Annotated in this window: 26 protein-coding genes; 14 read left to right on the top strand and 12 right to left on the bottom strand. The window is 52.8% G+C overall.

Translation table 11 applies throughout. The features are described 5' to 3' along the window. Positions 1-473, bottom strand: a 473-nt coding sequence (locus GO013_RS02340; protein WP_163808433.1) for a transposase, incomplete at its 3' end; no start/stop codon positions are given. A 680-nt stretch (positions 474-1,153) separates the two neighbouring features. Here GO013_RS02340 and GO013_RS02335 point away from each other — a divergent pair. After that, positions 1,154-1,759, top strand: coding sequence for a hypothetical protein (locus GO013_RS02335; RefSeq protein ID WP_239057703.1), 606 nt, complete (start codon positions 1,154-1,156; stop codon positions 1,757-1,759). A gap of 77 nt (positions 1,760-1,836) precedes the next feature. Here GO013_RS02335 and GO013_RS02330 read toward each other — a convergent pair whose 3' ends face one another. From GO013_RS02330 to GO013_RS02310, 6 genes are all read right to left on the bottom strand, one after another. After that, complete coding sequence (locus GO013_RS02330; RefSeq protein WP_163808432.1) at positions 1,837-2,514, bottom strand: outer membrane beta-barrel protein; 678 nt, start codon at positions 2,512-2,514, stop codon at positions 1,837-1,839. 134 nt (positions 2,515-2,648) lie between these two features. Beyond that, positions 2,649-3,881, bottom strand: coding sequence for a transcription antitermination factor NusB (locus GO013_RS02325; RefSeq protein WP_343219520.1), 1,233 nt, complete (start codon positions 3,879-3,881; stop codon positions 2,649-2,651). A gap of 181 nt (positions 3,882-4,062) precedes the next feature. Next, positions 4,063-4,221: a hypothetical protein gene (locus tag GO013_RS16965; RefSeq protein WP_203529336.1), complete on the bottom strand. Its 159-nt coding sequence runs from the start codon at positions 4,219-4,221 to the stop codon at positions 4,063-4,065. A 16-nt stretch (positions 4,222-4,237) separates the two neighbouring features. Further along, positions 4,238-6,136, bottom strand: coding sequence for a molybdopterin-dependent oxidoreductase (locus GO013_RS02320; protein WP_163808430.1), 1,899 nt, complete (start codon positions 6,134-6,136; stop codon positions 4,238-4,240). A 43-nt stretch (positions 6,137-6,179) separates the two neighbouring features. Then, positions 6,180-6,929: a sulfite exporter TauE/SafE family protein gene (locus tag GO013_RS02315; protein ID WP_163808429.1), complete on the bottom strand. Its 750-nt coding sequence runs from the start codon at positions 6,927-6,929 to the stop codon at positions 6,180-6,182. Positions 6,930-7,001: 72 nt separating this feature from the next. Continuing rightward, complete coding sequence (locus GO013_RS02310) at positions 7,002-7,376, bottom strand: rhodanese-like domain-containing protein (RefSeq protein WP_163808428.1); 375 nt, start codon at positions 7,374-7,376, stop codon at positions 7,002-7,004. 331 nt (positions 7,377-7,707) lie between these two features. Here GO013_RS02310 and hisS point away from each other — a divergent pair, with 331 nt between their 5' ends. The 10 genes from hisS to sfsA all read left to right on the top strand — a co-directional run bounded on the left by hisS (position 7,708) and on the right by sfsA (position 17,000). Next, on the top strand, positions 7,708-8,949 hold the full coding sequence (hisS, locus tag GO013_RS02305; protein ID WP_163808427.1) for a histidine--tRNA ligase: 1,242 nt from the start codon (positions 7,708-7,710) through the stop codon (positions 8,947-8,949). Positions 8,950-9,012: 63 nt separating this feature from the next. Further along, positions 9,013-10,839, top strand: coding sequence for an aspartate--tRNA ligase (gene aspS / locus GO013_RS02300; RefSeq protein ID WP_163808426.1), 1,827 nt, complete (start codon positions 9,013-9,015; stop codon positions 10,837-10,839). A gap of 287 nt (positions 10,840-11,126) precedes the next feature. After that, positions 11,127-11,624 carry a peptide deformylase gene (def, locus tag GO013_RS02295; RefSeq protein WP_163808425.1) on the top strand — a complete coding sequence of 166 codons (498 nt, stop codon included), beginning with the start codon at positions 11,127-11,129 and terminating at the stop codon, positions 11,622-11,624. Beyond that, positions 11,621-12,610, top strand: a complete 990-nt coding sequence (gene fmt / locus GO013_RS02290) for a methionyl-tRNA formyltransferase (RefSeq protein WP_343219522.1) — start codon at positions 11,621-11,623, stop codon at positions 12,608-12,610. The genes def and fmt overlap by 4 nt, the downstream gene beginning before the upstream one ends. 13 nt (positions 12,611-12,623) lie before the next feature. After that, positions 12,624-13,463, top strand: coding sequence for a DUF116 domain-containing protein (locus GO013_RS02285; protein ID WP_163808424.1), 840 nt, complete (start codon positions 12,624-12,626; stop codon positions 13,461-13,463). A 66-nt stretch (positions 13,464-13,529) separates the two neighbouring features. Beyond that, positions 13,530-14,072 carry an epoxyqueuosine reductase QueH gene (locus GO013_RS02280; RefSeq protein WP_163808423.1) on the top strand — a complete coding sequence of 181 codons (543 nt, stop codon included), beginning with the start codon at positions 13,530-13,532 and terminating at the stop codon, positions 14,070-14,072. A 2-nt stretch (positions 14,073-14,074) separates the two neighbouring features. Further along, entirely contained in the window at positions 14,075-14,431 is a 357-nt protein-coding gene (locus GO013_RS02275) for a hypothetical protein (RefSeq protein ID WP_163808422.1), read from the top strand. A 3-nt stretch (positions 14,432-14,434) separates the two neighbouring features. After that, positions 14,435-15,664, top strand: a complete 1,230-nt coding sequence (gene hemW / locus GO013_RS02270) for a radical SAM family heme chaperone HemW (RefSeq protein WP_163808421.1) — start codon at positions 14,435-14,437, stop codon at positions 15,662-15,664. A 14-nt stretch (positions 15,665-15,678) separates the two neighbouring features. After that, positions 15,679-16,269: a VOC family protein gene (locus GO013_RS02265; RefSeq protein ID WP_163808420.1), complete on the top strand. Its 591-nt coding sequence runs from the start codon at positions 15,679-15,681 to the stop codon at positions 16,267-16,269. Positions 16,270-16,271: 2 nt separating this feature from the next. Then, on the top strand, positions 16,272-17,000 hold the full coding sequence (sfsA, locus tag GO013_RS02260; RefSeq protein WP_163808419.1) for a DNA/RNA nuclease SfsA: 729 nt from the start codon (positions 16,272-16,274) through the stop codon (positions 16,998-17,000). A 41-nt stretch (positions 17,001-17,041) separates the two neighbouring features. Here the strand turns inward: sfsA and GO013_RS02255 are convergent, their stop codons facing one another. Together GO013_RS02255 and GO013_RS02250 are read right to left on the bottom strand one after the other, a co-directional pair. Next, positions 17,042-18,217: a class I SAM-dependent RNA methyltransferase gene (locus GO013_RS02255; protein WP_163808418.1), complete on the bottom strand. Its 1,176-nt coding sequence runs from the start codon at positions 18,215-18,217 to the stop codon at positions 17,042-17,044. An 11-nt stretch (positions 18,218-18,228) separates the two neighbouring features. Next, a complete protein-coding gene (locus GO013_RS02250; protein WP_163808417.1) occupies positions 18,229-19,500 on the bottom strand; it encodes a hypothetical protein in 1,272 nt (423 codons plus the stop codon). Positions 19,501-19,780: 280 nt separating this feature from the next. On the opposite strand from GO013_RS02250, the gene GO013_RS02245 reads away from it, so the two are divergent. The 3 genes from GO013_RS02245 to GO013_RS02235 are packed head-to-tail and all read left to right on the top strand — an operon-like array spanning position 19,781 to position 21,452. Beyond that, the gene (locus GO013_RS02245) at positions 19,781-20,665 is read left to right on the top strand and encodes a DMT family transporter (RefSeq protein ID WP_343219519.1); all 885 of its coding nucleotides are present in this window, start codon (positions 19,781-19,783) and stop codon (positions 20,663-20,665) included. Positions 20,666-20,723: 58 nt separating this feature from the next. Then, positions 20,724-20,933, top strand: a complete 210-nt coding sequence (locus GO013_RS02240; protein ID WP_163808416.1) for a SlyX family protein — start codon at positions 20,724-20,726, stop codon at positions 20,931-20,933. A 9-nt stretch (positions 20,934-20,942) separates the two neighbouring features. Beyond that, positions 20,943-21,452 carry a cupin domain-containing protein gene (locus GO013_RS02235; protein ID WP_163808415.1) on the top strand — a complete coding sequence of 170 codons (510 nt, stop codon included), beginning with the start codon at positions 20,943-20,945 and terminating at the stop codon, positions 21,450-21,452. Positions 21,453-21,495: 43 nt separating this feature from the next. Here GO013_RS02235 and GO013_RS02230 read toward each other — a convergent pair whose 3' ends face one another. From GO013_RS02230 to GO013_RS02220, 3 genes are read right to left on the bottom strand one after another with little or no spacing between them, the layout of a single operon-like run. Beyond that, entirely contained in the window at positions 21,496-22,092 is a 597-nt protein-coding gene (locus GO013_RS02230; RefSeq protein ID WP_163808414.1) for a hypothetical protein, read from the bottom strand. A 9-nt stretch (positions 22,093-22,101) separates the two neighbouring features. Further along, positions 22,102-25,506, bottom strand: coding sequence for a hypothetical protein (locus tag GO013_RS02225; protein WP_163808413.1), 3,405 nt, complete (start codon positions 25,504-25,506; stop codon positions 22,102-22,104). Further along, on the bottom strand, positions 25,500-26,519 hold the full coding sequence (locus GO013_RS02220) for a hypothetical protein (RefSeq protein ID WP_163808412.1): 1,020 nt from the start codon (positions 26,517-26,519) through the stop codon (positions 25,500-25,502). Before GO013_RS02220 ends, GO013_RS02225 begins: the two co-directional genes overlap by 7 nt.

Here is a 26,519-nt window from a genome sequence, read left to right as displayed (position 1 = left end):
TGCTTTACTTTACGTAATGAATCAGTGATTTGGTGTCTGCGGCGCTGAAGAGAGCGAAAGGCTTCTTCTTTTTCGGTTGGAATGGCTATTGGACGAATCATGCCGGAAGCAACCATCTCGGCCAACTTTCGACAATCAAGGCTGTCGGTCTTGTTGGTGGCGGCAACCGGGCGAGGTATGCGGCTCGGAGCGGCAACGACGACAGTTATGCCAGCAGCTTCTAAGCTCCGGGCTAGGCCGAAACCTGTCGGTCCAGATTCGTAGCAAACAGCACCTATATTAACGGGAAGTGAGGAGAGGATTTGTGTGAGCGATCTTGCATCGGCAGGGCTAGACCAGTCTTTAATCATCCCATCTGGTCGGAGTAATGCCACGCTAAATGTCTTTTTGTGAACATCGACACCAACGAAAACACGTTGATCAACAAATGCTTCCACAAACCGATAAACTGATGATATTTTAATCCTAGCCATGTCGGCCTCCTTTGAGCTTCACTTTTACTGGTACTGTTACCAGATTAAGCCTTGGAGTGCCGACATGGTATTTTTGTGTCTATCATCAGGTACCCCTCGCCGGGGTGGCGTTAGATGTCTCCGACGGCCAGAGGGGAACCTCTTGGAAGAGGTTCCCCTCTGGACTCCCCTCCAGAACTTTTTATCGCGCCTTTGGCGAGGGCATCCGTCATTGGTTGAGTGGGAGTGAAGAAGTTGGGGAGGGTAAAAGTGTTACCCATGTACCCGGACAAAAGGTATTGGTTTTTTGGGCTGTACGAGTTCTTTTAATTCTCCCCTACGCACAAAGTCTGTAAAAAATACAATTTTTTACAACGCTTTCCAAAAAATCGCACGAACGGACTCTGCCGACAGCTTCGAGCGAAGCGAGCGACAAAAAGTTGAGGAAAAGAGAGGGATAGGGGGTCTGGGGGAAAGGGGGAGGAAAAGCCCTTTTCAAAGGGTTTTCCTTCCTCTTTCCCCCAGTCGCCGAAGGCATCTTCTCCCCCTTCTGCGGCGCAGATCTGTCAAGGTGTATTTAATGACTAATCGGCTGCTTTTTTATGGCATTTGTTCACATTGGCGAGTTGAGTTGAAAATCCGTGATAGGGTGTGTGGGTACGGCCATGGAGTCGGACAGCCGGGATTATTTGGTATGATGTATGACAAGTGAGGTAGTGACCATGGCAACGAGTGTGATTGAGATTTGCAATAATGCGTTGTTGGATTTGGGAGAGGACGTCATCATGTCGTTGGGTGACAATTCAAAGGCCGCCGGACTGTGTAATCATCGCTGGCCGGCCATTCGGGATGCCGTGTTGCGGTCTCACCCGTGGAATTGTGCCATGTCGCAGGCAGAATTGGCTGCCGGGACAGTCGCACCGTTGTGGCGATGGAAGTATAAATACAACCTGCCCGTTGATTTTTTACGGATCATTCAGGTTGTGGGTGCAGATGGGGAAGAAATTCATCATTGGGAAATTCAGTCCACGATTATTTTGTGTGACGAAGAAGCTCCCTTGTTCATTTCTTATGTCAGACGGGAACAGGACCCCAAAAAATATGATCCCCTATTAAGCGAAGCACTGTCGGCCCGCATGGCCGCGACATTGGCCTATCCGTTGTCCGGGTCCACGTCATTGGCCCAATCCTATTGGAAAGTGTATCAGGACAAGTTGTCGGAAGCTCGGGGGGTGGATGCCCGAGAAGGCGTGCCGGAATCCATTGCACCAAAGAATTGGTTGGGAGCCAAAATGGGGACGCGATAGAATTCAGATGTTCAAACAACAAACGCACAAACGGGCAAAGGGTGCCTGTTTGTGCGTTAAAGAAATATTGCCACTGGTTAGAAAGTATAGACCAATGCCGCTCGGATTGTCGTCATGGTATTTCGTTGGCCAAAAGAAGCCAGCTTGTTTCGTATTTCATTATCGACTCGACCGTAATCCGCGTACAGCCCTTCCAGTCGGAATCCAAGGGCTTCTGTCATTTTCATCTCGGCTCCGGCCCCGAGTACCCAACCGATCTGTGTCCCTGTACTGGAAAATGAATCCAACGGGTCAATACGTCCTGCATCGTCGTCAGTCAATTTGTTGGTAATGTTGGCAACAGCTAATCCACCTGTAATATAGGGTAAATAATCTCCGAAGGCATATCCGATACGGCCTCGAAGTGTTGACGACCAGTTATGTATCGATTCGACCAGTTCATCGTATTGGGACGTATCGAATTCATTGGAAGACGCTCTGATTTCGCCAAAAGAGACGTCCGCTTCAACTCCAGTCACCCAGTTATTGAACCGCCAATTATAGCCTCCGAGAAAACCACCGATTATTCCTGAATCCGAATAATCGAATTCATAGCCTTTGGGGTGATTTGAATACCCGTCACTGTCGATAATGGTATTATCCAATTGTGCGCCACCGAAATGTGCGCCGATATATAATCCTGAAAAGTCGTCGTTCGCAAAGGCAAAAGGACACATCAAACACGTCAGAATACTGATAAAAAAGATATATCGCATGAATGTTTTCATCGTGGTTGCCCTTTTAAAAAACCATATAGAGTCGTAACTAAAGATTTTTTATTTGTATGAAGGCTACGTGTTTATGTCAATACCAATAGCAATTAAATGGATATCGTATGAATTAAACTTTTTTAATTTTTTATGAGTGTTGTGGCGTAGAAGAATTCGTTGAGTGGCGAATTCGACGGCGTGGTCCATTCCTTCTTGATCGATATGTTGGCGTGTGCCGCGATGAACTTCCCGACGAGTTCGTGGTTTTCTTCGGGGTTCAAGGTGCAGGTGATAATGGCGATGATCCCACCCGGGAGGATGTGGTCATAGGCATTTTGCAGAATTTCGGTTTGCAATTTTGTCAGGTCCGCCAAGTCATGGGGTTTGCGTTTCCATTTGGTGTCGGGTCTGCGAGAGAGCACCCCAAGCCCTGAACAGGGAAGATCAAGAAGAATGGTCCCCGGCTTTTTGGGAGGCGTGTCCGTGGCTGCGTTGGCCTCGAAAATCTCAACGTCGGGGAGTTCCCGTTTCAGGGCGGCCAACCGGCCCCTGTGCGGATCGGAGGCAAAGACGGGCAATCCTTTTTCGAGCAGAATTCGCGTCTTTCCACCGCGTCCGGCGCAGGCATCCCAGATAGGCCCGGTCCATGTTTCGGGATCAAGGGCCTCAATGGCCTGCCGGGCGGCAAAGGATTGTCGGGCCATGGGAGGCTCGGGTTCTCCTTCAAAGGATGTCCCTGCGGGCAGAGCAAAGCTCATGCCTTCGATATCGATGATTTCAGGCCATCCGGCAATAACGCCGTACAGATCCTCGGCTTCGGGATGTCCAAACAGGTTGAAACCAAGCGCCGGAGCTTTGAGCTGCGCGTCGAGATATCGTGTCGCGTCTTCTTCGCCATAAGCCCGCCACCAAAGATCAATGAGCCATTGGGGACAGGAATACCAGCGACTTAAAAATTCGGGGAGGGATGCGTCCTTGCGGAAAAAATCCGGATCATGTGCGGCCTCTCCCAATTCGGAAACCCGCCTGAGTACCGCATTGAATAAACCGGCGAGCCGTGCGCCCGGTTTGGATTTGGAAAACTCGACGGCCCAGTCCACCGAGGCGTATGCCGGGACCTTGTCGAGAAACAGAATCTCATAGGCCGCGACACCCATGGCAAAACGCATTTTGGGTGTCAATTTGCCAGGATCCTTGAGGAAACGTGACAAAATGTACTCAATGCGTTTTTTGTGCCGGAGATATCCGTATGAAAGTTCAGTGGCGAGACCCGCATCGCGGGGATCGATTTCGCCGGAGGAAAGTGCCACATCAAGAGCAGCCTGAATGTCCTGCTTATTCATGAGACAACGGAAAAGTGCTTCGAGTGCCACCCGCCTCGCCGGAGGAAGGGGCTTGATTGAACGTGCTTGCATTTTTCAACAATTACTCTCAAAGCGACCATAGTGCAAGTGGCCTGTCCCCCGAAAAAAGCGAAAAAGCCCCTCTGTGCCGAAAACCGAGACGATCGGAATCGGAAAGAGGGGCTGTCTGGTGCGGCAGTGATGAATCGGTCTATTCAAAAACCTTCTTGGCCGCGTCTGCCGCATCATCAGCGGCCTGATCGAGTTGTTTTCCCGCTTTTTCCATCGGTCCCTCTTCACTGCATCCGAATGCAGGAACGAGCATGGCCAGCGCACAGATGACAATAAGACATTTTTTCCATGTTTTCATGATTTCCCTCAAAGGTTTATCTGTTTTCCAATCGACAGCCCTGACTGTAATAGGCTGTCCCATCACCCATGTCCGTCTTCATGGGTTTGATGATGACATTCGCATTTTGTCCGTATTTCATCCAGCCGCCACGTCGAATTATAACGGCCCGATGATGCATTGTTTCCACGGTATCCACCTTGACCTGCATCGCTCCTTGTGGGGTGACCAGATAGACATCCTGAGCCGGATTGAGGGCGGCCCAGGCTGGATTCTGTTTGGATACGAAAACGACCGGTGGTCCTGCTTGAATCTGTTCGGGCATTTGGGAGTGGAGATATTTGCCACTGATCAAGGTGAGCAATTGCAATGGATAGTCCGGGTCACGAACTGGCTCTGCGTGGAGTGTTTCAGGGAAGCGATACAATCCGTCCTGGTGATCGAACTGCATGTTTTCAAAGGCCACAAGAGGAGAATCAACCGTGGCAAATCCGTTTTCCATCAGTTCGTCATATGAAATGTCAGCGTGTTTCAATCCTTCCCTGATACACGTTTCACTATCCGGGAGGATGACGGGGGCGGCCAGCCGCGCACCGAGTTCGGTGGCGATGTCGAAATCCGGTCGGCATTGCCCTCGCGGTTCCACGGCTTTGGCGCAATGATTGACACAATTATGGACACAGGAGCCGAGCACGTCTTCCCGTTCGAACATCAGGGCCGGAGGCAGGATGACATCGGCCTGCATGGCCGTGTCATTCATGAAGGCTTCCACCACGACCACAAAGGGGCGGGCAAAGGCTTCGACCACCGACAGGCTGTCCGGCACCTGATTGACCACGTTGTGCCCATTGACCCAAATGAAATCAATCGGTGGGGACGCTCTATGAATTTCGGCACCAAGGTCCTGAACGAGAAGTTTTCGCCTATTTTTCGGTGTGCTTCCAGCGACAAGATGGTCCCATGAGCCAAGGTTTCGATTCGATGAAACATTGTAATACGCCCCGCCGCCGGAGATGCCGACATTGCCGGAAAGCATGGCCAACGCATTGATGAACCGAACGTTTTCTCCACCAAAGACATGGCGTTGCAGGCCCCAACCGATGACGGTGGCGACCGTGCCGGTCTCGGCATACCAATCAAAGAGTGTTTCCACATCCGAAGTGGAGACCTCACAGGCCGAGCAAAGCGCGCTGAATTCCATGCCGTCGAGTAAATCCCGGAGTGAGGACCAGTTGGACGTTCGGTCCAGGATGCGGGAAGGAATGATGTCCGTCTCGATGAATCGTTTGAGTACGGCAGCGGCCAGAAGGCGATCCGTGCCGGGACGAATGACAATATTGATGTCCGAAAACTCGGCCGTTCCATCTCCACCGGGAGAAATGGTCAGGACTTTGGTCCCGTTTTTACGGGCCTTGTGCATGAGTGCGAGCTGGTGGATGGAACAACGGGTCAGATCTCGGCCCCAGTTGACGACTCGGTCAGCGTTCAGGATGTCTTCGGGAGCATTGTGGTTGAGCGAACCAAAGTCCCGGATACTCGCGGTGATGCCGGTCCCGTCACAGACAGCCCCATAGGTGACGGATGCGCCGATCCGTCCGAAAATCGTTTTGATCGACTTGCTGAGAATGCCCCGATACCCATATCCGTGGACATGGAGAATGGACTCCGGTACCGCTCGGGCCGCGTCGAGCCGGGATGTGACCAGAGCCATGGCCTCGTCCCAAGAAGCCTCGCGAAAATGGCCGTTTTCCTTGATTTGTGGCGCAAGAATCCGGTCGTCCGCATCGAGCCGCTCGAAATATCGGCTGCCTTTTTTGCAACAAAATCCCTTGGTAAACGGATGCTGCGGATTCCCTTTCACGGTTTTCTTGTTTGCATCGACACACAGGGAGCAGGTGTCGCCACAATCCATGGTACAGGCTGTGATAATGGTCATTGTCGTCCTCCACTCATGATAGTGGAGAACTTTTCTTACGAGGTCAAATGGTCTGTCCTATCAATCTGAAAGCGAGCAGCAGCAGGATGCAGCCCAGGAATTTCTTGACCGTGGCCGGACGCATCCGCTGTTGCATGACCATGGTGCCGAGGTAACCACCGGCCCAGGCGGTCATTCCGGCAAAGAGCAGCAATCGCCAGGAAACCGTGCCCATGACCGCGTAGGCCACAAAGGCGGAGAGGGAGGAAAAAGGGATCGCCAAGGCGGTAACGGTGGTGATTTTTTTGGGATTGAATCCTTGCATTATCATGAGTGGTGATATGAGACCGCCGCCGCCCACACCGAGCAGGCCGGAAACAAAACCGGCAACGATGCCAACCATCAGCGGCCCCCAAAATGGTCTGTCTTCTCTGTATTGATCGGCGTATTTCGAGCTTTTGAAAAAGATCATCATGGTTCCCGAAAAGATGAGGAAGCCGATAAAGAGGATGAGCACAAGATGGGTCGGAATCAGACAGCCCACCCAGGCTCCGATGGGAGCGAGGGCGATGGATGATACGATTATCGGCACGCCGAGCCGATAATCAAGACGTTTTTCCCGGATGTTGGAGTATGTGGCTCCCATCATGGAAACAGCATTGACAAACAGACTGGTCGGTCGTGCCATGTTCAGGGGGATACCCAGCCATGTCAGGGTCGGAATCAGAACCAGGGCGGAACCGACGCCTCCCAGGGCAAACAAAAAGCTCAGGCCAAACGATAAGACGGAAATGGTGATTTCAAGAACAGTCATAGCGGGTATTTCGAGGTGTTGAAGATGTCATAAGCCGCGCCGTTGAAACCAGTTCACGGCGCGGCATACACGCTAGATCTTGGCAAGCGGACCGGGTTTGAATGGCAGGACCATCTCTTCCAGCGGGGAGATGAGACCCTTGACTTCTTCAAAGCCATTGGCACGCAGATAGGCAAAGGCGATCGCACCACGGAAGACAGCGGCACAGAAAGTGACGATGAATTTGTCACGGGGCAGTTCGTCCAGGCGGTCAGGCAGCTCGTTGAGCGGGATGTGTTTGGCAAACGGGAAAGAGACGTGGGCTACTTCTTCGTTGGTCCGTACATCCAGAAACAGGAAATGGTCGTTGCCGATAACATGACGCATGTCCTCGACACTCATGCCGTGTTCTCCTGCTCCGAAAAATTGAAAGTCCATTTCTTCCAGGATATCATTGAATTCATCCATCAGTAACTCCTTTGTCAGTGCTGGAAGGTTTAATGCTTGGCATTTTGGCCAAGTATCACGAGAAAAAAACAAGCCCATTGCCTGTTTTGCTGTCGAAAAAGATCAATACATTGACAACAGCTCATTGGGCAAATACGCCCGACAAAGCATCATGTCAACACCTAGTCATATGTTCATTGATCTAAAAGTGCCTCTTTTGGGAGAACGACTTTGGGCAACACAGCGGAAAATTCTGGCGTGTTCAGACGCCTTTTTTTGACAATTGGCGGTGAATAGTCTAACCAAATTCGGTTCCAGCGACCTGACACTTATTAAGGATATTGAACGCGACATGGCAAAAGTACAAAAAATCAAGGGATTCGTGGACCTTTTTCCGGAAGAGTCCGCCAAGTTCTCCTTTATGGAATCGCAGGCCCGAGAGACCTTTACTCGATATGGATTCGGTGAATTACGCACACCTATTCTGGAAAAAACCGCATTGTTTCAAAAGTCCATCGGTGAGGACACGGATGTGGTGGGCAAAGAGATGTTCACCTTTCCGGATCGGAAGAACCGATCGCTGACCATGCGCCCCGAAGCAACGGCCGGTGTGGTTCGAGCCTTTATCGAATCCAAGACACATCAGCCCGGCAAAATTTCGAAATATTTCACGTTTGGCCCGATGTTTCGGTACGAACGGCCCCAGAAGGGACGGCAGCGTCAATTCCATCAGCTCAATGCCGAAATTTTCGGTGCGCCCGAGGCGCAGGCCGATGCCGAGTTGATACTCATGCTCCGTTCGTTCCTGAACAGCCTTGGCTTGAATAAGCTGACCATCGAGCTGAATTCGTTGGGATGTCACGAGTGCCGTCCCACGTACAAACAGGCCTTGGTCGACTACTACACATCGAAAGACAAAGCGTTATTTTGCGAAGACTGTCAACGCCGTATGGAAACCAACCCGCTGCGTGTGCTGGACTGCAAGGTCCCGGCCTGCAAGGAATTGGTGGCCGATGCCCCGTGCATTACCGACCATCTGTGCGAGGAGTGCGAAGCGCATTTCACGGACGTGAAGACCATTTTGGACGGCGCGAATGTCGAGTATACATTGAATCCCCGGTTAGTCCGTGGACTGGATTATTACGTGCGTACCTGTTTTGAGGTTGCATCGTATGATATCGGTTCCCAGACAGCGGTGGCCGGTGGTGGCCGGTATGACGGGTTGATTCGCAATCTCGGAGGCCCGGACTGTTCTGCCACGGGATTTGCGTGTGGCATGGAACGGCTGGCTTTGCTGCTGGACCAGATCGCGTTGGAAAAGCCCGATTTTTATCTTGCGGTGGTAGACAAGAGCGCGGCCAATGCGGCCATGTTGTTCGCCCAACAGCTTCGAGACAAGGGATTCAAGGGAGAAACCAGTTTTTCCGGCGGGTCCATGAAGTCCCGGATGCGCGCGGCCAACAAATCCGGCGCACGACTGTGTCTGATTATGGGCGGTGACGAATTGGCCAATGGGACCATCACTGTCAAATACATGGAAGAGGAACGCGACCAGGAAACTGTGGACAGGGCCGCGTACCTGGACAAATTATAAAAAAGACGACGATTGCGGTTCGGCGTGTCCCGAACCGACATCATTCGAGAGACTGGAGATAGAATGTCTGAACATCAGGAAGAACGGGATTACGAAGAATTTCGCGTCATTGAAGACCTGGCTGGTTGGCGACGCACGCATCACAACAACGAGTTGACCGCCGCCAACATGGACGAGGAAGTCTGTCTCATGGGGTGGGTCCAGTTTCGACGCGACCATGGCGGATTGATTTTCCTTGACCTGCGGGACCGCGAAGGTCTGACTCAGGTCGTTTTCAATCCCGAGGAAAACGCCGAAGTGCACGAACGCGCTCATGCCATCCGCCCCGAATACGTGGTGGCGATCAAGGGCAAGGTCCGTCCTCGTCCTGAGGGCATGGCCAATTCGAGCATGGTCACCGGCGAAGTGGAAATCGAAGTGTTCGAGTACAAGCTGCTCAACACCTCGGAGACCCCGCCGTTCCCCATCGAAGATCGTGTTGAAGTGGGCGAGAACCTCCGGCTCAAGTACCGCTTTCTCGACCTGCGTCGTCCGTCGCTGGCAAAGAATTTCATCATTCGCAACAAGGCCGCCCAGTCGGTTCGCCGTTATCTGGACAAACTCGGTTTCCTTGAAGTCGAGACCCCGGTACTGACCAAGTCCACTCCCGAAGGCGCGCGTGACTTTTTGGTTCCCAGCCGGGTCAATCAGGGCGAATTCTACGCATTGCCGCAGTCGCCGCAGTTGTTCAAGCAGATGCTCATGGTCTCCGGCATGGATCGGTATTTCCAGATCGTCAAATGCTTCCGCGACGAAGATTTGCGCGCCGACCGGCAGCCCGAGTTCACCCAGATCGATATTGAAATGTCCTTTACGGACGAAGCCCTGATTCAGGATATGGCCGAAGGCATGGTCAAGACCCTGTTCAAGGAAACCATCGACGTGGACCTGCCCGCCGAGTTCCCACGGATGACCTTTGCCGACGCCATGCGTGATTATGGTGTGGACAAGCCGGACGTGCGGTTCGACTTGAAGCATATCGATATCACGGATGTGTTCAAGAATTCCGGTTTCAAGGTGTTCGCGTCCTCCGAGCTGGTCAAGGTCATGCTCGTCCCCGGCGGTGCGACCCTGTCCCGCAAGGAAATTGATCAGTACACCAAATTCGTTGAAATTTACGGCTCCAAGGGCTTGGCCTGGATCAAGGTCAAGGAAGACGGCGGATGGCAGTCGCCCATCGTCAAGTTCTTCTCCGAAGAGGAAATCGCGGAACTGCGCAGCCGGACCAATTGTCAGCCCGGAGACATCCTGTTCTTCCAGGCCGGTCCCGCAGACATCGCCAATGCCGCGCTCGGCAACCTGCGGTGCGAGATCGCCAAGGACACCGGATTGATCGACGACACCGTGTTCAAGCCGGTCTGGATCACTGATTTCCCGCTGCTTGAGTACGATGCCGACGAAAAACGGTATGTCGCTCGGCACCATCCCTTCACTTCCGCCCTGCCCGAGCAGATGGAAATGTTGGAAAAGGACCCGGGCAACGCCATTGCCCGCGCCTATGACCTGGTCATGAACGGGTACGAAGTCGGTGGTGGTTCCATCCGTATCCACACCCCGGAACAGCAGAAGCTCATGTTCGCCGCTCTGGGAATCGATGAAGAGGAAGCCCGGGCCAAGTTCGGATTTCTCATGGACGCTCTCAAGTTTGGCGCACCGCCCCATGGTGGTATCGCATTCGGTCTGGACCGTCTCATCATGATTCTGACAGGCTCCAAGTCCATCCGCGACGTCATCGCCTTCCCCAAGACCCAGAAGGCCACCTGCCTCATGACCGACGCCCCGTCCGAAGTGCCCAACAAGCAACTTCGTGATTTGGGTATCCGTGTGCGGGAAACAAAGAAAGAAAGTTAATTGACCGCCGGGAGAGGCCTTTGCGAAAAGGTCTCTCCCGTATTTTTTTGGACAATCACCCATGGTTCGATCAAAAAATACGGACCGATGGTACATTTCACCACGATTTTTCGATGGTTTCAGTTTGGCGGGTCACAAAAAAACTCGCCTTTTGAATTTAAAGACTTATTGATATAAAACGAAACAGTTTCAGAGAGACACGACAGATTTTTTGATAATGAGTCCCTTTTTCGTTCACTGTGTTCACATGGAAAATGATGAAGAAAAGGGACCGGAGGCACACGAGTATGCAATTAGAAATATGTACCTGGCCTGATGCGGTTCTGGCCGCCAAGGCCGAACCACTTTCCGAGGTCACTCCCGAGTTGAAGGAACTCATCGAAAACATGGTGGAAACCATGTATGAATCCGATGGAGTCGGCCTTGCCGCGCCCCAGGTGGGTGAATCCATTCGATTAATCTGCGTGGACCAGACAGGTCCCAAGGTGCGCGGGGATTTGCGGGTGCTCATCAATCCCGAAATCGTCGAGTGCGATGGCGAAGTTGCGTCTGAAGAAGGGTGTTTGAGCTGTCCGGGACTGAATACCACGGTCACCCGATCCGAACATGTGGTCTGTAAGGCCACGGACCCCGACGGCAAGGACGTCACCATTGATACCGCCGGGTTTCTGGCCATCATTCTTCAGCACGAAATCGATCACCTTGAAGGCGTGACCCTGGCCGATCGCGTGGGTCGCCTGAAAAAAGCCATGTACAGAAAGAAGGCCCTCAAGTGGAAGAAATAAAAACGGATGCAAATGGTTCTGAGTCGTGGGGAGCGGTCCCGCTGAAACCGCTGCGCGTCGTGTTCATGGGCACACCTGATTTTGCCGCTGAGGCACTCAAGGTGTTGCTGAGTTTTGACGCTGCTGACGTGGTTGGTGTGTACTCCCAGCCGGATCGTCCATGTGGTCGGGGACGGCAGTGCAAACCGTCTGCCGTGAAAAAAGTGGCGTTGGAAAACGACATTCCCGTATATCAGCCCCTGAATTTCAAGAGTCAGGATGCCATCGACGAACTGGCCGCACTGAGGCCGGACGTGCTGATCGTGGCGGCCTATGGCCTGATTCTGCCACAGGCGGTGTTGGACATCCCGTCCATCCATCCGCTGAATATTCACGCCTCATTGTTGCCGAATTGGCGTGGTGCCGCTCCGATTCAGCGGTCCATCGAAAACGGTGATGTGGTCACCGGTATTTCCATCATGAAGATGGAAGCCGGATTGGACACTGGTCCGGTCATGGTGCAGCGCGCATTGCGGATCGGGCACAACGATCATGCAGGTACCATTCATGACGAGTTGGCCAAACTCGGTGGCATCTGCATTTGCGAGGCCATGGCCCGTTTGCAGACCGGGGCGTATGATTTCAAGGCACAGGATGACGCCAACGCCTCCTACGCCAAAAAGTTGGAAAAAAAGGAAGGTGCGATTGATTGGAACCGGCCAGCACAGGCCGTTCACAATCAGATTCGTGCCATGTATCCGTGGCCGGGTGCCTTTTTTGATTGGACCAACCCGGATGGCAAGGTCATGCGGTTGAAGGTCGCTCCGGGCGAGATTTCAGAAGAAGTCGCATCCAAGGTGGAACCGGGAACGATTCTGGGTGAAATGAATGGCAAACTCGCCATTGTCACCGCTGACACGATCTACTTGACCGCTGAGGTCAAACCCCAGGGCAAAAAGGCCATGGATGCCACGTCGTTTGTTTGCGGCTATATGAAGGAATGTTAAGAAAGGGTTGGATGTGAGTCAGATTCGAACCTTACACACGGCAAGAAAACGGCTGTTTGTCGGCCTGATAACCTGTGCCTGCTTTCTGGTCTGTGTTTTCCTTGCGGCTTTGTGGGTGATTCCCTATGTGGGCCTTGAAAATATCCATCCCAATGCCAAATGGGTGTTGGGGGGAATTATACTCGTGCTGATCGGCATGGTTTGCGTGGCGTACTGGGGGTTGTTACTCAATATTATCACCCGGAAACCCCTGCCCGGAGCCAACCGGTTTCGTGGTCTGACCATCAAGCTCTTTTTGCCGCTCATGGTTTTTTTGGGACGGTTGCTGGGGATTGAAAAAGAACTGATTCGGTTGTCGTTCATTACGGTGAATAACGAGCTGGTCCTGGCCGAGGCCGGGCAGTATGCGCCGGAAAAGATCCTGTTGCTCATGCCGCATTGTCTGCAAAATTCCCGCTGCGATCGACGGCTGACCTATGATATCAACAATTGCAAACGGTGTGGGAAATGCCCTATTGCCGGATTGCTCGAATTGCATGACACCTATGGAGTGAATCTGGCGGTGGCAACCGGCGGAACCATTGCCCGGCGCATCGTGGTTCAGCTTCGCCCCCGGATGATTATCGCCGTGGCGTGTCATCGGGACCTGTCGAGCGGAATTCAGGACACGTACCCGTTGCCGGTGTATGGCGTCTTGAATCAGCGGCCCAATGGTCCGTGTCTCGACACCAATGTTGATCTGGATGAAGTGGAAGCCATGATTTTGCGGTTCATCGATCCCGAGCTGTTGGCCAAAAAGAAAAACACTGCGGGAACAACGATTTCGACCGGACAGGCGGCCAAGGCTTCATGATGCCCTGGCCTGAAACAGCGTGATTGATCGCCGTACCGCTGCGTCTGATCATGCCGTGGGGGATATATGACACGAGTTCTTTTGCATATCTGTTGTGGACCTTGTTCCATAACCACCATCAAGACCCTTCAGGACCAGGGCCATGCCGTGACCGGGTTGTTCTACAATCCGAATATTCATCCCCTGACGGAATATGTGAAACGCCGGGATGGCTGTCTTGAGGTCGCGGAGAAATTCGGCATCAAGGTGATCGTCAAGGACAACGAGTATAAACCGCAGGAATGGTTTCGAAACGTGGCCTACCGTGAAAACAATCGATGTTTTCATTGTTATGCCAACCGCATGGAACGCACGTCACAGATCGCCAAAAAAGGCGAATTCGACTTTTTTACCTCCACGCTGCTCTATTCCAAATTTCAGAAGCACGACGACATCGCGACCCTGAGCCGGGATTTGCAATCAGAAAAGACGCGGTTTCTCTATCACGATTTTCGCGAAGGATGGCACGACGGCATCGTCATCTCAAAGGAATGGGGGATTTATCGTCAACAGTACTGCGGATGCCTGTACAGCGAAAATGAACGGTATCAGCGGGAACTGGGGGCCTAGCCATGCGCGCTCTGGTCGCTTTGCTTTTTCGACGTCAGGTCGTGTTGGTCGTGTTCATGGTGCTCAAGATCATTGCCTCGATTTTTTCCGGGGTGACCGTCAATTCCAACGAAGCCTGGGGCATTGGTCTTCTCGCGGTGTTAACCTATGGCGTCATTGCCTGGCTCGCATACAAGCGGCTGGTCATTTCCATCTGGGCCATAAGCATCATTATGCTCTATGAAGGGGCCGGAACGCTTTTGACATCCTGGGCATATATCACATCCTCTCCGGCTTTGGCCTTGCTTGGCCTTGCTGTCGGAGCCTATCTCATTTTCGGCGGGTTGGTCGTGTTTTCGAGCCGACGGACCTCGGAGTAATTCATGGGCAAAATTTACGGTGAAGATGTCCCGGTGACACCCGCGTTTCCTGATGCGATCTCCAAACGCAAGAAGCCGTCTTCCAATGGCACGGGATTGCTGCTGTACATCCATGTTCCATTCTGTGTGAGCCGGTGTACTTACTGCAATTTTCACTCGCAAATTTACGATGCGATTTCTTTTGCACGCTATTACAGCCTGTTGCTTGAAGAAATCAAGGAATGGGGCCGCCGTTTGAAACGGCCTCGACTGCGGACCATCTACTTTGGTGGCGGCACGCCCAGTCTGGTGCCTCTGAGTCAGCTTGAGACCATCATGAAAACGATCAGGGCCAGTTTCACCGTGAACGACAACATGGAAGTGACACTGGAAGCCAACCCGGATTCCGCGCATGATGTGAGCTATTTCAAGGGGCTGCTTTCCATTGGGTTCAATCGACTTTCGCTGGGGATGCAGAGTTGTCATGATGGTGATCTTCAGGTCATGGGCAGGCCGCATTCCGTAGACATGACCATGCAGTCCTATTCCTCCGCCCGTCAGGCCGGAATCGGCAATATCGGGCTGGATCTGATCTGGGGATTGCCCGGCCAGAAACTCAAGGGGTGGCTCGATCAGTTGAAAATGGTGGCCGAGATGCGGCCCGACCATCTTTCCGCTTACAACCTGACATTGGAATCAGGCACACGTATGGCCGAGCGATGTGGCGAATCCGGTGATCTGGAACTGCCTTCGGACACGGAACAGGGACGGATGTTCGTCTACGGTGCCGAATATCTGGAGTCCATGGGCTACATGCAATATGAGGTGTCCAACTTTGCCAGGATGGGATTCATGTCGGTGCATAATTCCGGGTATTGGACCGGGTCGGATTATCTCGGATTGGGACCGTCCGCAGTGTCCACCATTGGCCGACGACGGTTTTCCGTGCCGTGGTCCTTGGACGAGTATGATACGTATGTTCGTGACAATCTTCTGGGGAAGGATTTCGAAGAATTATCGGATTCTGCGCTGCTCACGGAATTGGTCATGTTGTCTCTGCGCACCAGCCAAGGACTTGACCTTGCGGAATACCGTACCCGAACCGGCCATGATTTGGTCAAACGGCATGAATCGCTCTTCGCTGCTCTGCATCGCGAGAATCTCATTCGAATCAATCAGGGCTGGCTCAAGCTGACCAAGAACGGTATGCTGGTGTCCAATGTCATCATCCAGCGACTCGCTTTTGGAGAATAAGACAGGGAGAGCCTATGCCGAAGTATACGGGAATCAACCATCTGGCCATGGTCACCGGCGACATGGACGCCACCATTCGATTCTGGCGGGACCTGCTCAAAATGCGTTTGATCGCGGGAATTGGTCGTCCCGGTTATCGACATTATTTTCTGGAAATTTCCGATCAGGACATGATCGCATTTTTCGAATGGCCCGATGTACAGCCGCTCGAAGAACGGGACCACGGCTTTCCGATTCCCGGACAGGTTGCCTTTGATCATATCTCTTTTGGCGTGGATTCGGACGACGATCTCTGGGAAATCAAGGATGCTCTCGAAGCCGCTGATTTTTGGTGTTCAGAGGTCGTGGACCATGGATTCATCCATTCCATTTATGCATTTGATCCCAATAATATTCCCATCGAATTCAGTGCGTCGGTGGCCGGTGTGGACCTGCGTTCAACCCCGGTGATGGTGGATACTTCTCCCAGCAGCGAGGCCCAAAAAGGGGTCAATCCTCAGCCCGGTGTCTGGCCGAAAGTGACTCGACCAACGCCGATCAATGAACGGGAAATCTATGAAGGTGAAGGTCAAGACGTGCTGGATGCACTGCAAAAAAAAGGCTGATCGTGACACCAATTCCCTGTACTCTCGAATTTCATGCTCCGTGTCGAAAAGCGGCTTTCATTCGCCGTATCAAACGATTCACTGTGGAGGCCACGGCCCTGACCGGGCCTGATTCCGGTGAAATGCTCAAGGCGCATACCAATAACACTGGCTCCATGCTCGGCCTGTTGCATCCCGGCTCGACCGCGTTGCTTTCCCCTGCCGCCAATCCCCATCGAAAATTGAAATATACGCTGGAGGCCCTGGATTGCGCCGGGACCATGGTCGGTGTGAACACGCTGACCCCGAACCGGATGCTCTACCGTGCCTGGGAAACCGACGCCATCCCGGAAATGCGGGGATACGATCATTTCAAGAAGGAAGCGTCAGTGGGCAAGAGTCGGCTCGACGCCCATTTGTCCGGTCCGTCCGGAGAGTTGTGGGTGGAGTGTAAAAACGTCACCTTGGTCGAGGACGATGTCGCCTGTTTTCCTGACGCCGTGACCGAACGCGGACAGAAGCACCTGCGAGAACTCATGTCGCTGGCCACAACCGGGGCACGCGTGGCCCTGTTTTTCCTCATTCAACGGGCCGATGGACACTGTTTTGGTCCTGCTGATTTCGTTGACCCGGTCTATGCCGAGCTGTTTTACGAAGCCATCGCCAAGGGTGTTGAAGTTTGGCCATATGAGGCACACGTCACGACACGGGGAATTACCCTTGGCCGCAGGCTTGCGGTGGTTCCTGCCTGAAAAGACCCCTATTCCCCTCGCGATGAGGCCTTGAATCGACGTTATTTGTGTTTGCGGGTTCCGGCGTAGAGTTCGTATTCAAGCAGCCGACATTCGATTTTGGCATTCCAGAAGATCTTGCGACTTTTGGTCCGCAGGCCGATGCGTTTGGCAAGGCTGGAGTTCCCCGTAAAGATGAAGCCTGACTTGCCGCCACATCGTTGTTTGAAAAAGTCCCCAATCCCTTTGTAGACCGTTTCGAGTTCCTTGATCTCGCCAAGCCGCTGCCCGTATTCCGGGTTGAGCATGACGATTCCCGGTCCGTCCGGGAGCTCTGTCTCCGAATAGTCGCACAGGGCGAACTCAATGAAGTCGCCGACACCGGCTAGGCGGGCGTTATCCTTGGCCGCTTCAATAGCCTCCGGGTCATGATCGGTGGCAATGATCCGTCCCGGAATTTCGGGATTTTCCGCATCTTCAGCCTGACCGAGCATTTCATCCCAGAAATCAGGGTCGAATCCGAGCAGATGTTTGAAAGCGAAATTGTCGCGTAACAAACCAGGGGCACCGTTTAAAGCCATGAGTGCTGCCTCGATGGCCAGGGTGCCGGCTCCACACATGGGACCGATGAAATGCCCCCCTTGTTTGGCCAACTCGGGCCAGCCCGAAGCCAAGACACACGCGGCTGCGAGTGTTTCCTGCATGGGGGCCTTGTGGGGGCGTTTGCGATAGCCGCGTCGGGGCAGCGGGTCGCCGGTGGTGTCGAGATAAATGGTCGCCTGATTTTCCCGCCAATGCAGAAACAGACAGACACCGGATGTCTCTGGCCCGGAATCCGGTCGTTGGTCGAACGAATCCATGAAACGGTCTGCAATGGCGTCCTTGACGCGTAAACCCGCGAATCGGGAGTCAGTGACCGTGGTGTCCCGGATAGAGGCATCCACCCGAAAATAGCCGTCTTTGGCAATGAAATTTTCCCACGGAAGCGCCTTGATTTCTCGATACACCTCGTCGGTGTCAAAGGCCCGGAACCGTTTCAGTTCAAGAAGAACGCGGTGCCCGGTCCGAACCCAGAGATTCAGGAACATGCAGTCCTTGAGAGAGCCATATGTCTGTACGCCCGCGTCCATGACATGCCGACGAGAAAACCCGAGGTGTTCGAGTTCCTGATCGAGATACACGGGAATGGCCTTGGGACAGGTCACGAGAATGGGGGCCTTTTGGTCAAAAAGAGTCATGTAAACCTCGTTTATAATGGACGCAGATCCCATTCGGCCACGGGGTCGTGACGATCGGGATCGGGTGAAGATTCAACGGATGAAACGATTCGCGTGTTGGACTTGGGTGCGGTGTTGGAGAGGGCGAGAAGCAATGCGAAACCCACGGCAATGCCCAGTGACGGAGCATAGAACAGCGGAGCAACCATGCCTTGTGTCAAGAGGACCACAAGGAGTCCAGCACCCAGACGGGTCATGGTGCGATACAAAAGGGCAAGGATGGCGATCAGACACAGCACCGGAGGAATCAATCCCCAACCAAGGGTGAAACGAAGCCAGAATGCCGAGACCTGTGGAAGATACGCGCCCATGATGGCAAGGCGTCCGGTGGCGGCTTCCCATATGCCGTCCATCCCGGCCGGAAACGTCAGGGGCAATGCGTCACCAAACGGAAGCCCGGTAAGCAACACGACAGGTTGAGCGGTAAAGAGGGCAATGGATTTTGCCCAGAGCCAATAATCCACATATCGGACAGCTTCGGAAGCCGAAATCGGCAAAAGGAATGTGCCGCCGATAAGCGAAAAGAAGGCGAGAAAAATGAGAGTACGCACGGTTTTTGAACCACGCCCGAAGCACAGCACGATCCATCCTGCGGCAAAGAGGCCGGTCCGGGACAGGGTGGCTGCGATGCCCACCAGAATCAACAGTCGCCATACCCGGTTTTTTTGATCTGGCGTGATCGGATCTCCAGGCCGTGCATCGGTTTTGAGACTGGCACAGAGGGAAAGCAGGAGCAGGCCCGCGAGCACATCGACATTGCCGATGAAACGCACGACAGGCGCGTTGTGGAAAAGGAGACCTTCGATGACGAGATCAAGAAGGCACAAACCACCCAACACCCCGCCATATCGTTGAAAATCCGTTCTGTCGGGCACGCCGAACGTGAGGCTCCATGCACCACAGAATGCAAGCACGGCCACGGGGGTTAATTCAATGATAATGGGAAACAGCGTCTCAAATTGCCGTATGAGGTGTGCGTGATTCTGAATCAGCATGAAAATCAGGACGCCAAACATGGCGACTTCAAAAAAGAAGCGTTGTTTGAGACGTTCACCGGATCGACGAAACAACATGGCATGAATCGTTCCGAGACCAGCCAGAAGCACCCACGGCATGAACATCGAAATGGCATGGGCCGAGGGCATGAAGACCTTGACGGCGGTCACCAAAGGCACGATGCCATAGGCCATGACAAGTGGAAGAGCGGCCAATGCGCTGTGTGATGCGGGACGTTCCTGTTTCATACGCACCGTCAGTTACCTTGTTGGCCTGCGCAGGTAAAGGCGGATTCCCCCACCCCGAAGGTGGTTTTTCCCAAAATCGGTGTCGAACACCTTGAACCAATCGCTTTGATCGGGCCTGCATAAAACGACGTTCTATTCTATTTAATAGTTTGATTTTATTGATAAATAATTATTTTATTTTGTTGACGGAAAGATTGTCCACCCCCATGAATTCATGTACATCTGAACGGCCACATAAAGGTTCAATTCTGAACGGAATCTGAGTGTGCCGGGAGTATTCGTGAAAAGAACACGTACATATACATATATTTTGCTCATGACCAGCATGATGCTGTGGGGTGGAACTTGGGTGGCCGGTCGAATTCTGGTCCAATACATTCATCCCATGTCTGCGGCGTTCCTCCGATTCGCGTTCGCTTCGGCCACGCTGGTCCTCATGTGCTGGAAAACGGACGGGCACATCCCTCGGCTTACCAGACAACAGATTCTTCCGGTCCTTGGGCTGGGAGCGACTGGCGTTTTTACGTACAGCTATTTCTTTTTTACGGGATTGCAGACCACCTCGGCCGGGCGGGCCGCGCTTATCGTGGCGTGTATTCCGGTCTGTATTTCCGTGCTGTCCGCCATTTTGTACAAGGAACGTTTTGGGGCGATCCGCATCGCTGGCGCGATTTTGTCGCTGGTGGGGGTATCCGTGGTCATTGCGGACGGCAGTCCATTGGCCCTTCTTTCCGAAGGGGTGAGCCGAGGTGACTTTCTCATCCTTGGATGTGTAGCCAGTTGGATCGCGTATACTTTAGGCGGTCGGTCGGTGACCAAAAATCTGTCCGCGCTCGCGTCTGTTTCCTGGGCCTGCATCTTCGGCATGGTCATGTTGCTGCCGGTTGCCTGGACACACGGTTTGCTCACGGATATCATGAAGACACCGTTTGAAGGATGGGTCTGCATCGTTTTTCTTGGCGTGCTCGCAACCGGATTCGCGTATTGCTGGTATTATGAAGCCATCGCCATCATAGGCGCGTCACGAGCGGGTATATTTATCAACACCGTGCCGGTTTTTGCCGTGATCATGGGATATTTCCTACTTGATGAACCGATTCATCTCTCTCTGGCCCTTGGTGGGATAATGGTGCTTTCCGGTGTCTATCTTACCAACAAACCATAATCACGCATTGCCAACTCGGACGACATGGCGCACAGTCCGTTCCTTCAAGGAGAATCGTATGGAAAATCGAATTGAACGATTGGAGAGTCTCGTGGCCCTTCAGGACAGAAGCATGGAAAAACTCAGCGATCGACTGTTTGAACAGCAGCAACAAATCACTGATTTGGAAAAACTTGTTCGGCGGCTGGCCGGCAAGGTCCGCGAAATAGACGCTGACATGGAACACTCCGGTGGGTTGGATGTCCCGCCGCCACATTATAACGGATAGAGGTTGTGCATGATCCCCGCTGCTGCCCAGGATATCATTGACCTGCTCGGCCTGACGCCACACCCGGAAGAAGGCGGTTGGTTTCTGGAAACCCATCGCTCCGAAGAATTTTTCAGTCAGAAGAATCTGCCGTCCAGATATGACGGAGACCGTTGTTATTCCACCGCCATATATTATTTGCTGACCCCGGAAACGTATTCCCACATGCATTGTTTGAAGACGGATGAAATCTTTCATTTCTATGCGGGAGCCCCATGCGAGATGATTCAACTGCATCAGGATGGTTCCGGTCAAACCATCCTTCTGGGCAATGACCTCGTGGCGGGACAACGACCGCAGGTGCGGGTTCCCGGTTCATCGTGGCAAGGAATGCGCCTTGTTCCGGGTGGCACCTTTGCACTCATGGGATGCTCTGTCGCCCCGGGATTTGAGTACGTGGATTATACCCATGGAGAACGACAATCGCTTGTCGAGGCGTTTCCGGCCTTTGCAGAAGCCATCATCCGACTGACAACATAAAAGGGGACGCTGTGAACAACGTCCCCTTGTTACGTGAAACTGATTAAATCGATTCAACGTAACAGACGTCAATCCCTGCCATGTCATCGACTGTTTGCGCCCCATCGAGCCGGTCCTGATACGCCAGCCGTTGACCGATCACGGTCCCGGTTCGAATGATCCAGGCCTCCCGATTGGCCAGCACGTGCGTTGCCAGAGTGGTCATGTCCATGCCCCGATTCACGGCAATGGCATCCAGAAGCGGGGAAACCGCGTCAGGATCAGCCTGCACGGCTCTGGCCTCGGCGTATTGCTGTTCCCAGGTTTGCTGTTCCATTGGCCCGTACTCTTCTTCGAAACGTGCCAGAAACGCGTCGGCCTGCTCGGTGATCTCTTGTTGCTTGGCACGCCGTGCGGCTTCAAGTCGCTCGGTTTCTGCCACCACGGCTGAAATCACTGCCTCTCGATAGACCAAGTCCTCCCCTTTTTCCCACTGTGTTTCATACGTGGTGAATGGCTCGCGTTCGAGCGGCAGGGCCTCGTTGTACCCCGCTGCGTCGCGCTGTTCCCGTGTCAGATCGCCAAACGGACGCACATACCCCTCGAATGCGAGTGTAGCCGGTCCGTCAACCTTGAATGTGCCGTCAGGATATCTCAACATGATGCCTCCTTAAAATGCGTTGCTGTATTTGGTTGATGATTTGAGAATGGCCAAGCCCACAAATTTTCCCCCGCTCTTGTTGAAACGATTGTTTTTGCCAACCACACGCATGCCACCTGCCGTGAAGGTGTTCTGGTACGGACTTTCTGCGGGAGCACCTGTATCCGGATAGAGCAACGTTGTGATGGGATTAAATGGGTCCGCAGCAATGTTCTGGCTCGTCCAGTTGACCGTATGTGTCGCATCTTTCAAAAAAGGGATGCTCAGAATCGGTCCTCGCAACGGAGTGAACGGCCCATTATCACTATATATTCCAGTATAGGAAAAAGTCTGAAAAACCTCCGAATCCGTGAACAAATAGGCAATGTATCGTTTTCCGACCTCGTTGACGCTTGTTCCTTCTCCCACGGTAAAATGCGTGGCAGTCGGTTCGGTGTCATTCCAGCCCGCCGCACTCGTCACACAGGGCGCACTGGTCAACTTCAGATATTTCGTGGGTCCCAAATCCGTATGATAGATAAGCCAGTCCGGCACACGATTATCCCGATTTTTTACCATCATGTACGTAGGCTTTTTCCCCAGATGATGCGCTATTGCATGCCCTGCCTTGCCGGTGCCGACATATTCCACAATCTCGAAACCAGACGCGGGATCAGCCTTGAGACACAGGTCCAGAAATCTGGCCCCTTCGCGGTTCACCTCCGGCATATTCCCAAGGGTGTACCCATGATTGTTAAACGATTTCAGTGATTCGAAATCAAATGCCTCCTGAGCTTGCGTGTCGAGCTCCAAATGCCTGCATGGTCCGCGAACCGAGTCAAAGACGAGCCACGGCTGAGTCGCGTCCATATCCTTGACGAGCACGAAATCCGGCTTGAAAGCAAGTGACGAGACTTTGGTGCCCGTGTCGGTAAAGCCTTCTATGAGCTGTACGAGCAGAACCAATGTCGGCTCCACCATGGAGGCATGGAATTCCCACTTGTAGTATTGATAGTTTCCCGGGGTATCGACCGCAAAAACATACCAGCCATTACGAGTCATTTGACTGTCGTCCACCGTATCGATGACATCCCAGGATTGCGAGGTCGGGTCGTTCGAGCCATAGACTTTCCACGATTTGGGCGTACGGTCCCCGTATTGTTCCCCTCGGACGAGCATGGTGTAATAGGCAACGGTCTGCCGTTCCGGACATTCATATTGAATACTCACGGGAAATTCCGGATGTGCCTCCGACTCCCAGCCAATGGTGTCGGTCCTCTCGTCAAAGGCCAGGGACACGTCATACAAGGGATTGTCGTATTGGCTGGAAGCACTGGCTGTCCCGCCAGTAAAAACATTGTCACCAGTCCCGGCCAGGGACGCGGCATCCCCTGTTCTGATGCCAACGTCGGCGATCCGGTTATTCCACATACTCTTTGGCCATGGCAGATTCTTGGTGCAAAGGGCCTTGTAGCCATGCGGCGGAGCAAAGTCCCACAGGTCTTCACGGACTCGGAATTGCGCGTTGGCACATCCCTGTGTCGTTGACGTACTGCCGAAGATGAACTGGTACTCTTCGTGCGGGATTCCCGCCATTGTATAGGCATGGACACCATTGTAATACCCAGCAAGTGTTCCGGCATCAGCATCGAAAGCAAGTCCCAACACTGCTCCATCCTTGACCTCTCCGGGAAGTCCGGGATTTTGGTCAAGTTCCATAATGGAAAATTCGGACACGGTGATGAACCTATCAGTCGCTGAATTCAACCCAATGTTCCCGGGTTTCTTGTCAGTGAACACATGGATATTCGTTCCAATATACAAAGGGTATTGTTCATACGTCCCATCAGGATGCCAGTTTTTAACGAAAGTCGGTTTACCTGATGTCGATTCAACAACAACCTTTGTTTGAAACACTGTCTCGCCTTCAACAGGGGTTCTGCAATACCCCCAGCTCGAGCCAGAACTTTGATAGAGACCATCAGCAATGCGTGCATCGCCAGCCAAATCCCATCCACCAGATTCACCATCATGTTCAAAGAATGGATCAGGGGCAATCTCCAGAGTCGGGACATCGCCCGAGAGTCCGCCATACAGGGCTTTCCCCATTGAATCGAACCCATAAAAACTCGAATCGCGTATCCAGTCTGAGGTTTCATCAAATTGTGTCTTTGACCGGACAAGACCACAGGGTAAGGGCATCCCCCCGGATGTCGTGAATTCAGCATACCATTTGCCAGTCCGCATGGAGAGTGTCGATTTTACTGACGTTTTATACGCACTCGGCGAAGCGTGCAGCTCCGTATTGCCATCCGTGATATCCGCTCCTGTCAGTCCTGTCTGGAGTGGATTGATCGTCGCGTAATTATTGGTCGGGGTATCCGTGGTCTGGCTGGCGTTTGCAAACGTCCATCCGCGATACGGCACTGCACGGGTGACCGTGTATGCACTCACCGTGCTTCGTTGCTCAAGTTGTGCCCCCCAAAATTGCATTGAAGATCCTTTCGGAGGAGTCCTATTCATTCCAGTCAACACCATGGTGGTGGCATCACCTGATCTGGAATCCACGGTCAGGGAACATCTGTACCAGCCATTGCCGACATCATTTATCGAAGACGCAAGAACCCTCTTTGTCTGTGAAGTGATTGTCCCGGTATACAGGTCAACATCGATACACGATTCAACGCCGTCTTTGGAGAGGATGCGCATGCACCCCATGAACCAATCACTCGATTTTTTCATATACGATGACCCGGTCATCAACACATTGTCATCAACCGGTTGGCGTTGGAGCAGGTAGGTGAATCCTATTCCTCTGGCTGTATATTGGGTGGCGGTGGCGGTTCCGTCAGGAGCAAGAACATTCGTGGCCGTGATATCTCCTCTTGATTTTGACCACATGGAGTGGGTGAAATCCTGTGACCATTCCAAAATGTTCGTTCCTGTGCTGTCCATTCCAAGCAGCGTGGCATCTCGAAAATCCAGCAACATATGAAGAGGTTCCGTGAGTTTCTTAGGCACAAACATTTCCGGTATGAGTGGGGACGCTTGCCAAAAATCAGCATATGAGGTCACCGACGCCACACTGACCAGCCGGGAGTAATACCCCTTGGTTGTCCCGCAATAGAAGTTCAGAACATTGGTCAAAAAAACCGCCACAGTGGTCCCGATCCGGCCTGTATACGGAGGCAGCCGGGTGGCCTGTTTCCACACGGTCACGACGTTACCAGTCTTTTGGATCGTCAACAGATAGTGATTGGTGGGATCACACAAAGGCTTTGAGGTATTTAGCCGAACGGGTTTGAATCCCAGTGCCATTGTCATGTTTTCGAGAACGGTCCCTCCACAATCCAATCCTCCCTCAATCAGGGCAGAATGCTCGATTTCATACGGATAAATTGATATGTTTCCGCCGGCTTCTTTTGGAGTCAGCATGATTCGCCCCCCATGTTCTGCAAGCTGACAATGGTTTTGCGGCTGTTGAAACGTTCCACGACAATGCGAATTTCTCCGGCCTGCGGATCGGGAAAAGGTACCCGGACATCCGTCTTGTACGACGCGGCCAAAGCCAGCTCATGGCCATTCGGATAGAGGTGAAAGACATATGTCCCGTCATAAGGCAGGGGCACGTCACTGAATTGGCTGTCAGTCGTCAAGGTCCACAGGACGTGATTACGGGAGATCGTCAACCCGGACAGATCCGTGCCGGTGTGAACCTGCGCCTCGTCACCGTAGACGGTTCGGAGCAATGCTCTGCAATCCGACTGAACCAGTTTCTTTTCGGAAATGATTGTTTCAAAGGATTCACCGGAAACGACTGTTTCAAAGGCTTCATTCGATGTTTCACATCCGCATAGAGCCATGCCAGTGGCCCCGAATCCGAAATTGATCAGAGCGTCTGTAACGTTGTCAGTGCCAGTGCCTCCCTGGTCCACGGGAATGGGAATGCTGACCTGACCATAATCCGTGATTTTCTTGTTTTCCAGATCCGTTTGTGTGGCATTCCACCCGATAATTGTATTTTTTTCCGGTTCAGGTAAATGCAATCCCTTGACCGCAGATGAAATCCGCAAAGTGATGGTTCTGTCCAATCGCTCGGACAGGGACTGACAGATCATGGTCAGTTTATCCAGGGCTGCTTCATGAGACGCGGCCGGAAATGCCGCGTTTTCAATGTAATCGGTTTCCTGAGTGATTCGAGGCGATCGGCGGATGAAGAGAGCTTCATCCTCATCCAGTGGTGTTGTCAGTTGGCATTGGCCTCCGGCCTGATCGCCAGCACCGAAGAGTTGATACTCTGTTCCCAGAGACAACGGGACTTCGGTCCCATCCTTTTGTTTCAACACAACCTCAATGTCCTCATCATTCACAAACATGAATGGAACCACATAGGGAGAATCGGTTGAACTCTTGTAGGCTTCCTTGGATTTTTCTGATGAAATTGTCAT

It is taken from the genome of Pseudodesulfovibrio sp. JC047, from assembly GCF_010468615.1.
GTDB lineage: Bacteria > Desulfobacterota > Desulfovibrionia > Desulfovibrionales > Desulfovibrionaceae > Pseudodesulfovibrio.
Note: the sequence above shows the minus strand (reverse complement) of the source record. Positions and strands in the feature narration are given on the sequence as shown.

Coding starts and splice junctions, on each gene's coding strand:
- GO013_RS02335 (WP_239057703.1), top strand. CDS start 1,154: ATGACAAGTGAGGTAGTGACCATGGCAACGAGTGTGATTGAGATTTGC.
- GO013_RS02330 (WP_163808432.1), bottom strand. CDS start 2,514: ATGCGATATATCTTTTTTATCAGTATTCTGACGTGTTTGATGTGTCCT.
- GO013_RS16965 (WP_203529336.1), bottom strand. CDS start 4,221: ATGAAAACATGGAAAAAATGTCTTATTGTCATCTGTGCGCTGGCCATG.
- GO013_RS02320 (WP_163808430.1), bottom strand. CDS start 6,136: ATGACCATTATCACAGCCTGTACCATGGATTGTGGCGACACCTGCTCC.
- GO013_RS02315 (WP_163808429.1), bottom strand. CDS start 6,929: ATGACTGTTCTTGAAATCACCATTTCCGTCTTATCGTTTGGCCTGAGC.
- GO013_RS02310 (WP_163808428.1), bottom strand. CDS start 7,376: ATGGATGAATTCAATGATATCCTGGAAGAAATGGACTTTCAATTTTTC.
- hisS (WP_163808427.1), top strand. CDS start 7,708: ATGGCAAAAGTACAAAAAATCAAGGGATTCGTGGACCTTTTTCCGGAA.
- aspS (WP_163808426.1), top strand. CDS start 9,013: ATGTCTGAACATCAGGAAGAACGGGATTACGAAGAATTTCGCGTCATT.
- def (WP_163808425.1), top strand. CDS start 11,127: ATGCAATTAGAAATATGTACCTGGCCTGATGCGGTTCTGGCCGCCAAG.
- GO013_RS02280 (WP_163808423.1), top strand. CDS start 13,530: ATGACACGAGTTCTTTTGCATATCTGTTGTGGACCTTGTTCCATAACC.
- GO013_RS02275 (WP_163808422.1), top strand. CDS start 14,075: ATGCGCGCTCTGGTCGCTTTGCTTTTTCGACGTCAGGTCGTGTTGGTC.
- hemW (WP_163808421.1), top strand. CDS start 14,435: ATGGGCAAAATTTACGGTGAAGATGTCCCGGTGACACCCGCGTTTCCT.
- GO013_RS02265 (WP_163808420.1), top strand. CDS start 15,679: ATGCCGAAGTATACGGGAATCAACCATCTGGCCATGGTCACCGGCGAC.
- GO013_RS02255 (WP_163808418.1), bottom strand. CDS start 18,217: ATGACTCTTTTTGACCAAAAGGCCCCCATTCTCGTGACCTGTCCCAAG.
- GO013_RS02250 (WP_163808417.1), bottom strand. CDS start 19,500: ATGAAACAGGAACGTCCCGCATCACACAGCGCATTGGCCGCTCTTCCA.
- GO013_RS02240 (WP_163808416.1), top strand. CDS start 20,724: ATGGAAAATCGAATTGAACGATTGGAGAGTCTCGTGGCCCTTCAGGAC.
- GO013_RS02235 (WP_163808415.1), top strand. CDS start 20,943: ATGATCCCCGCTGCTGCCCAGGATATCATTGACCTGCTCGGCCTGACG.
- GO013_RS02230 (WP_163808414.1), bottom strand. CDS start 22,092: ATGTTGAGATATCCTGACGGCACATTCAAGGTTGACGGACCGGCTACA.
- GO013_RS02225 (WP_163808413.1), bottom strand. CDS start 25,506: ATGCTGACTCCAAAAGAAGCCGGCGGAAACATATCAATTTATCCGTAT.
- GO013_RS02220 (WP_163808412.1), bottom strand. CDS start 26,519: ATGACAATTTCATCAGAAAAATCCAAGGAAGCCTACAAGAGTTCAACC.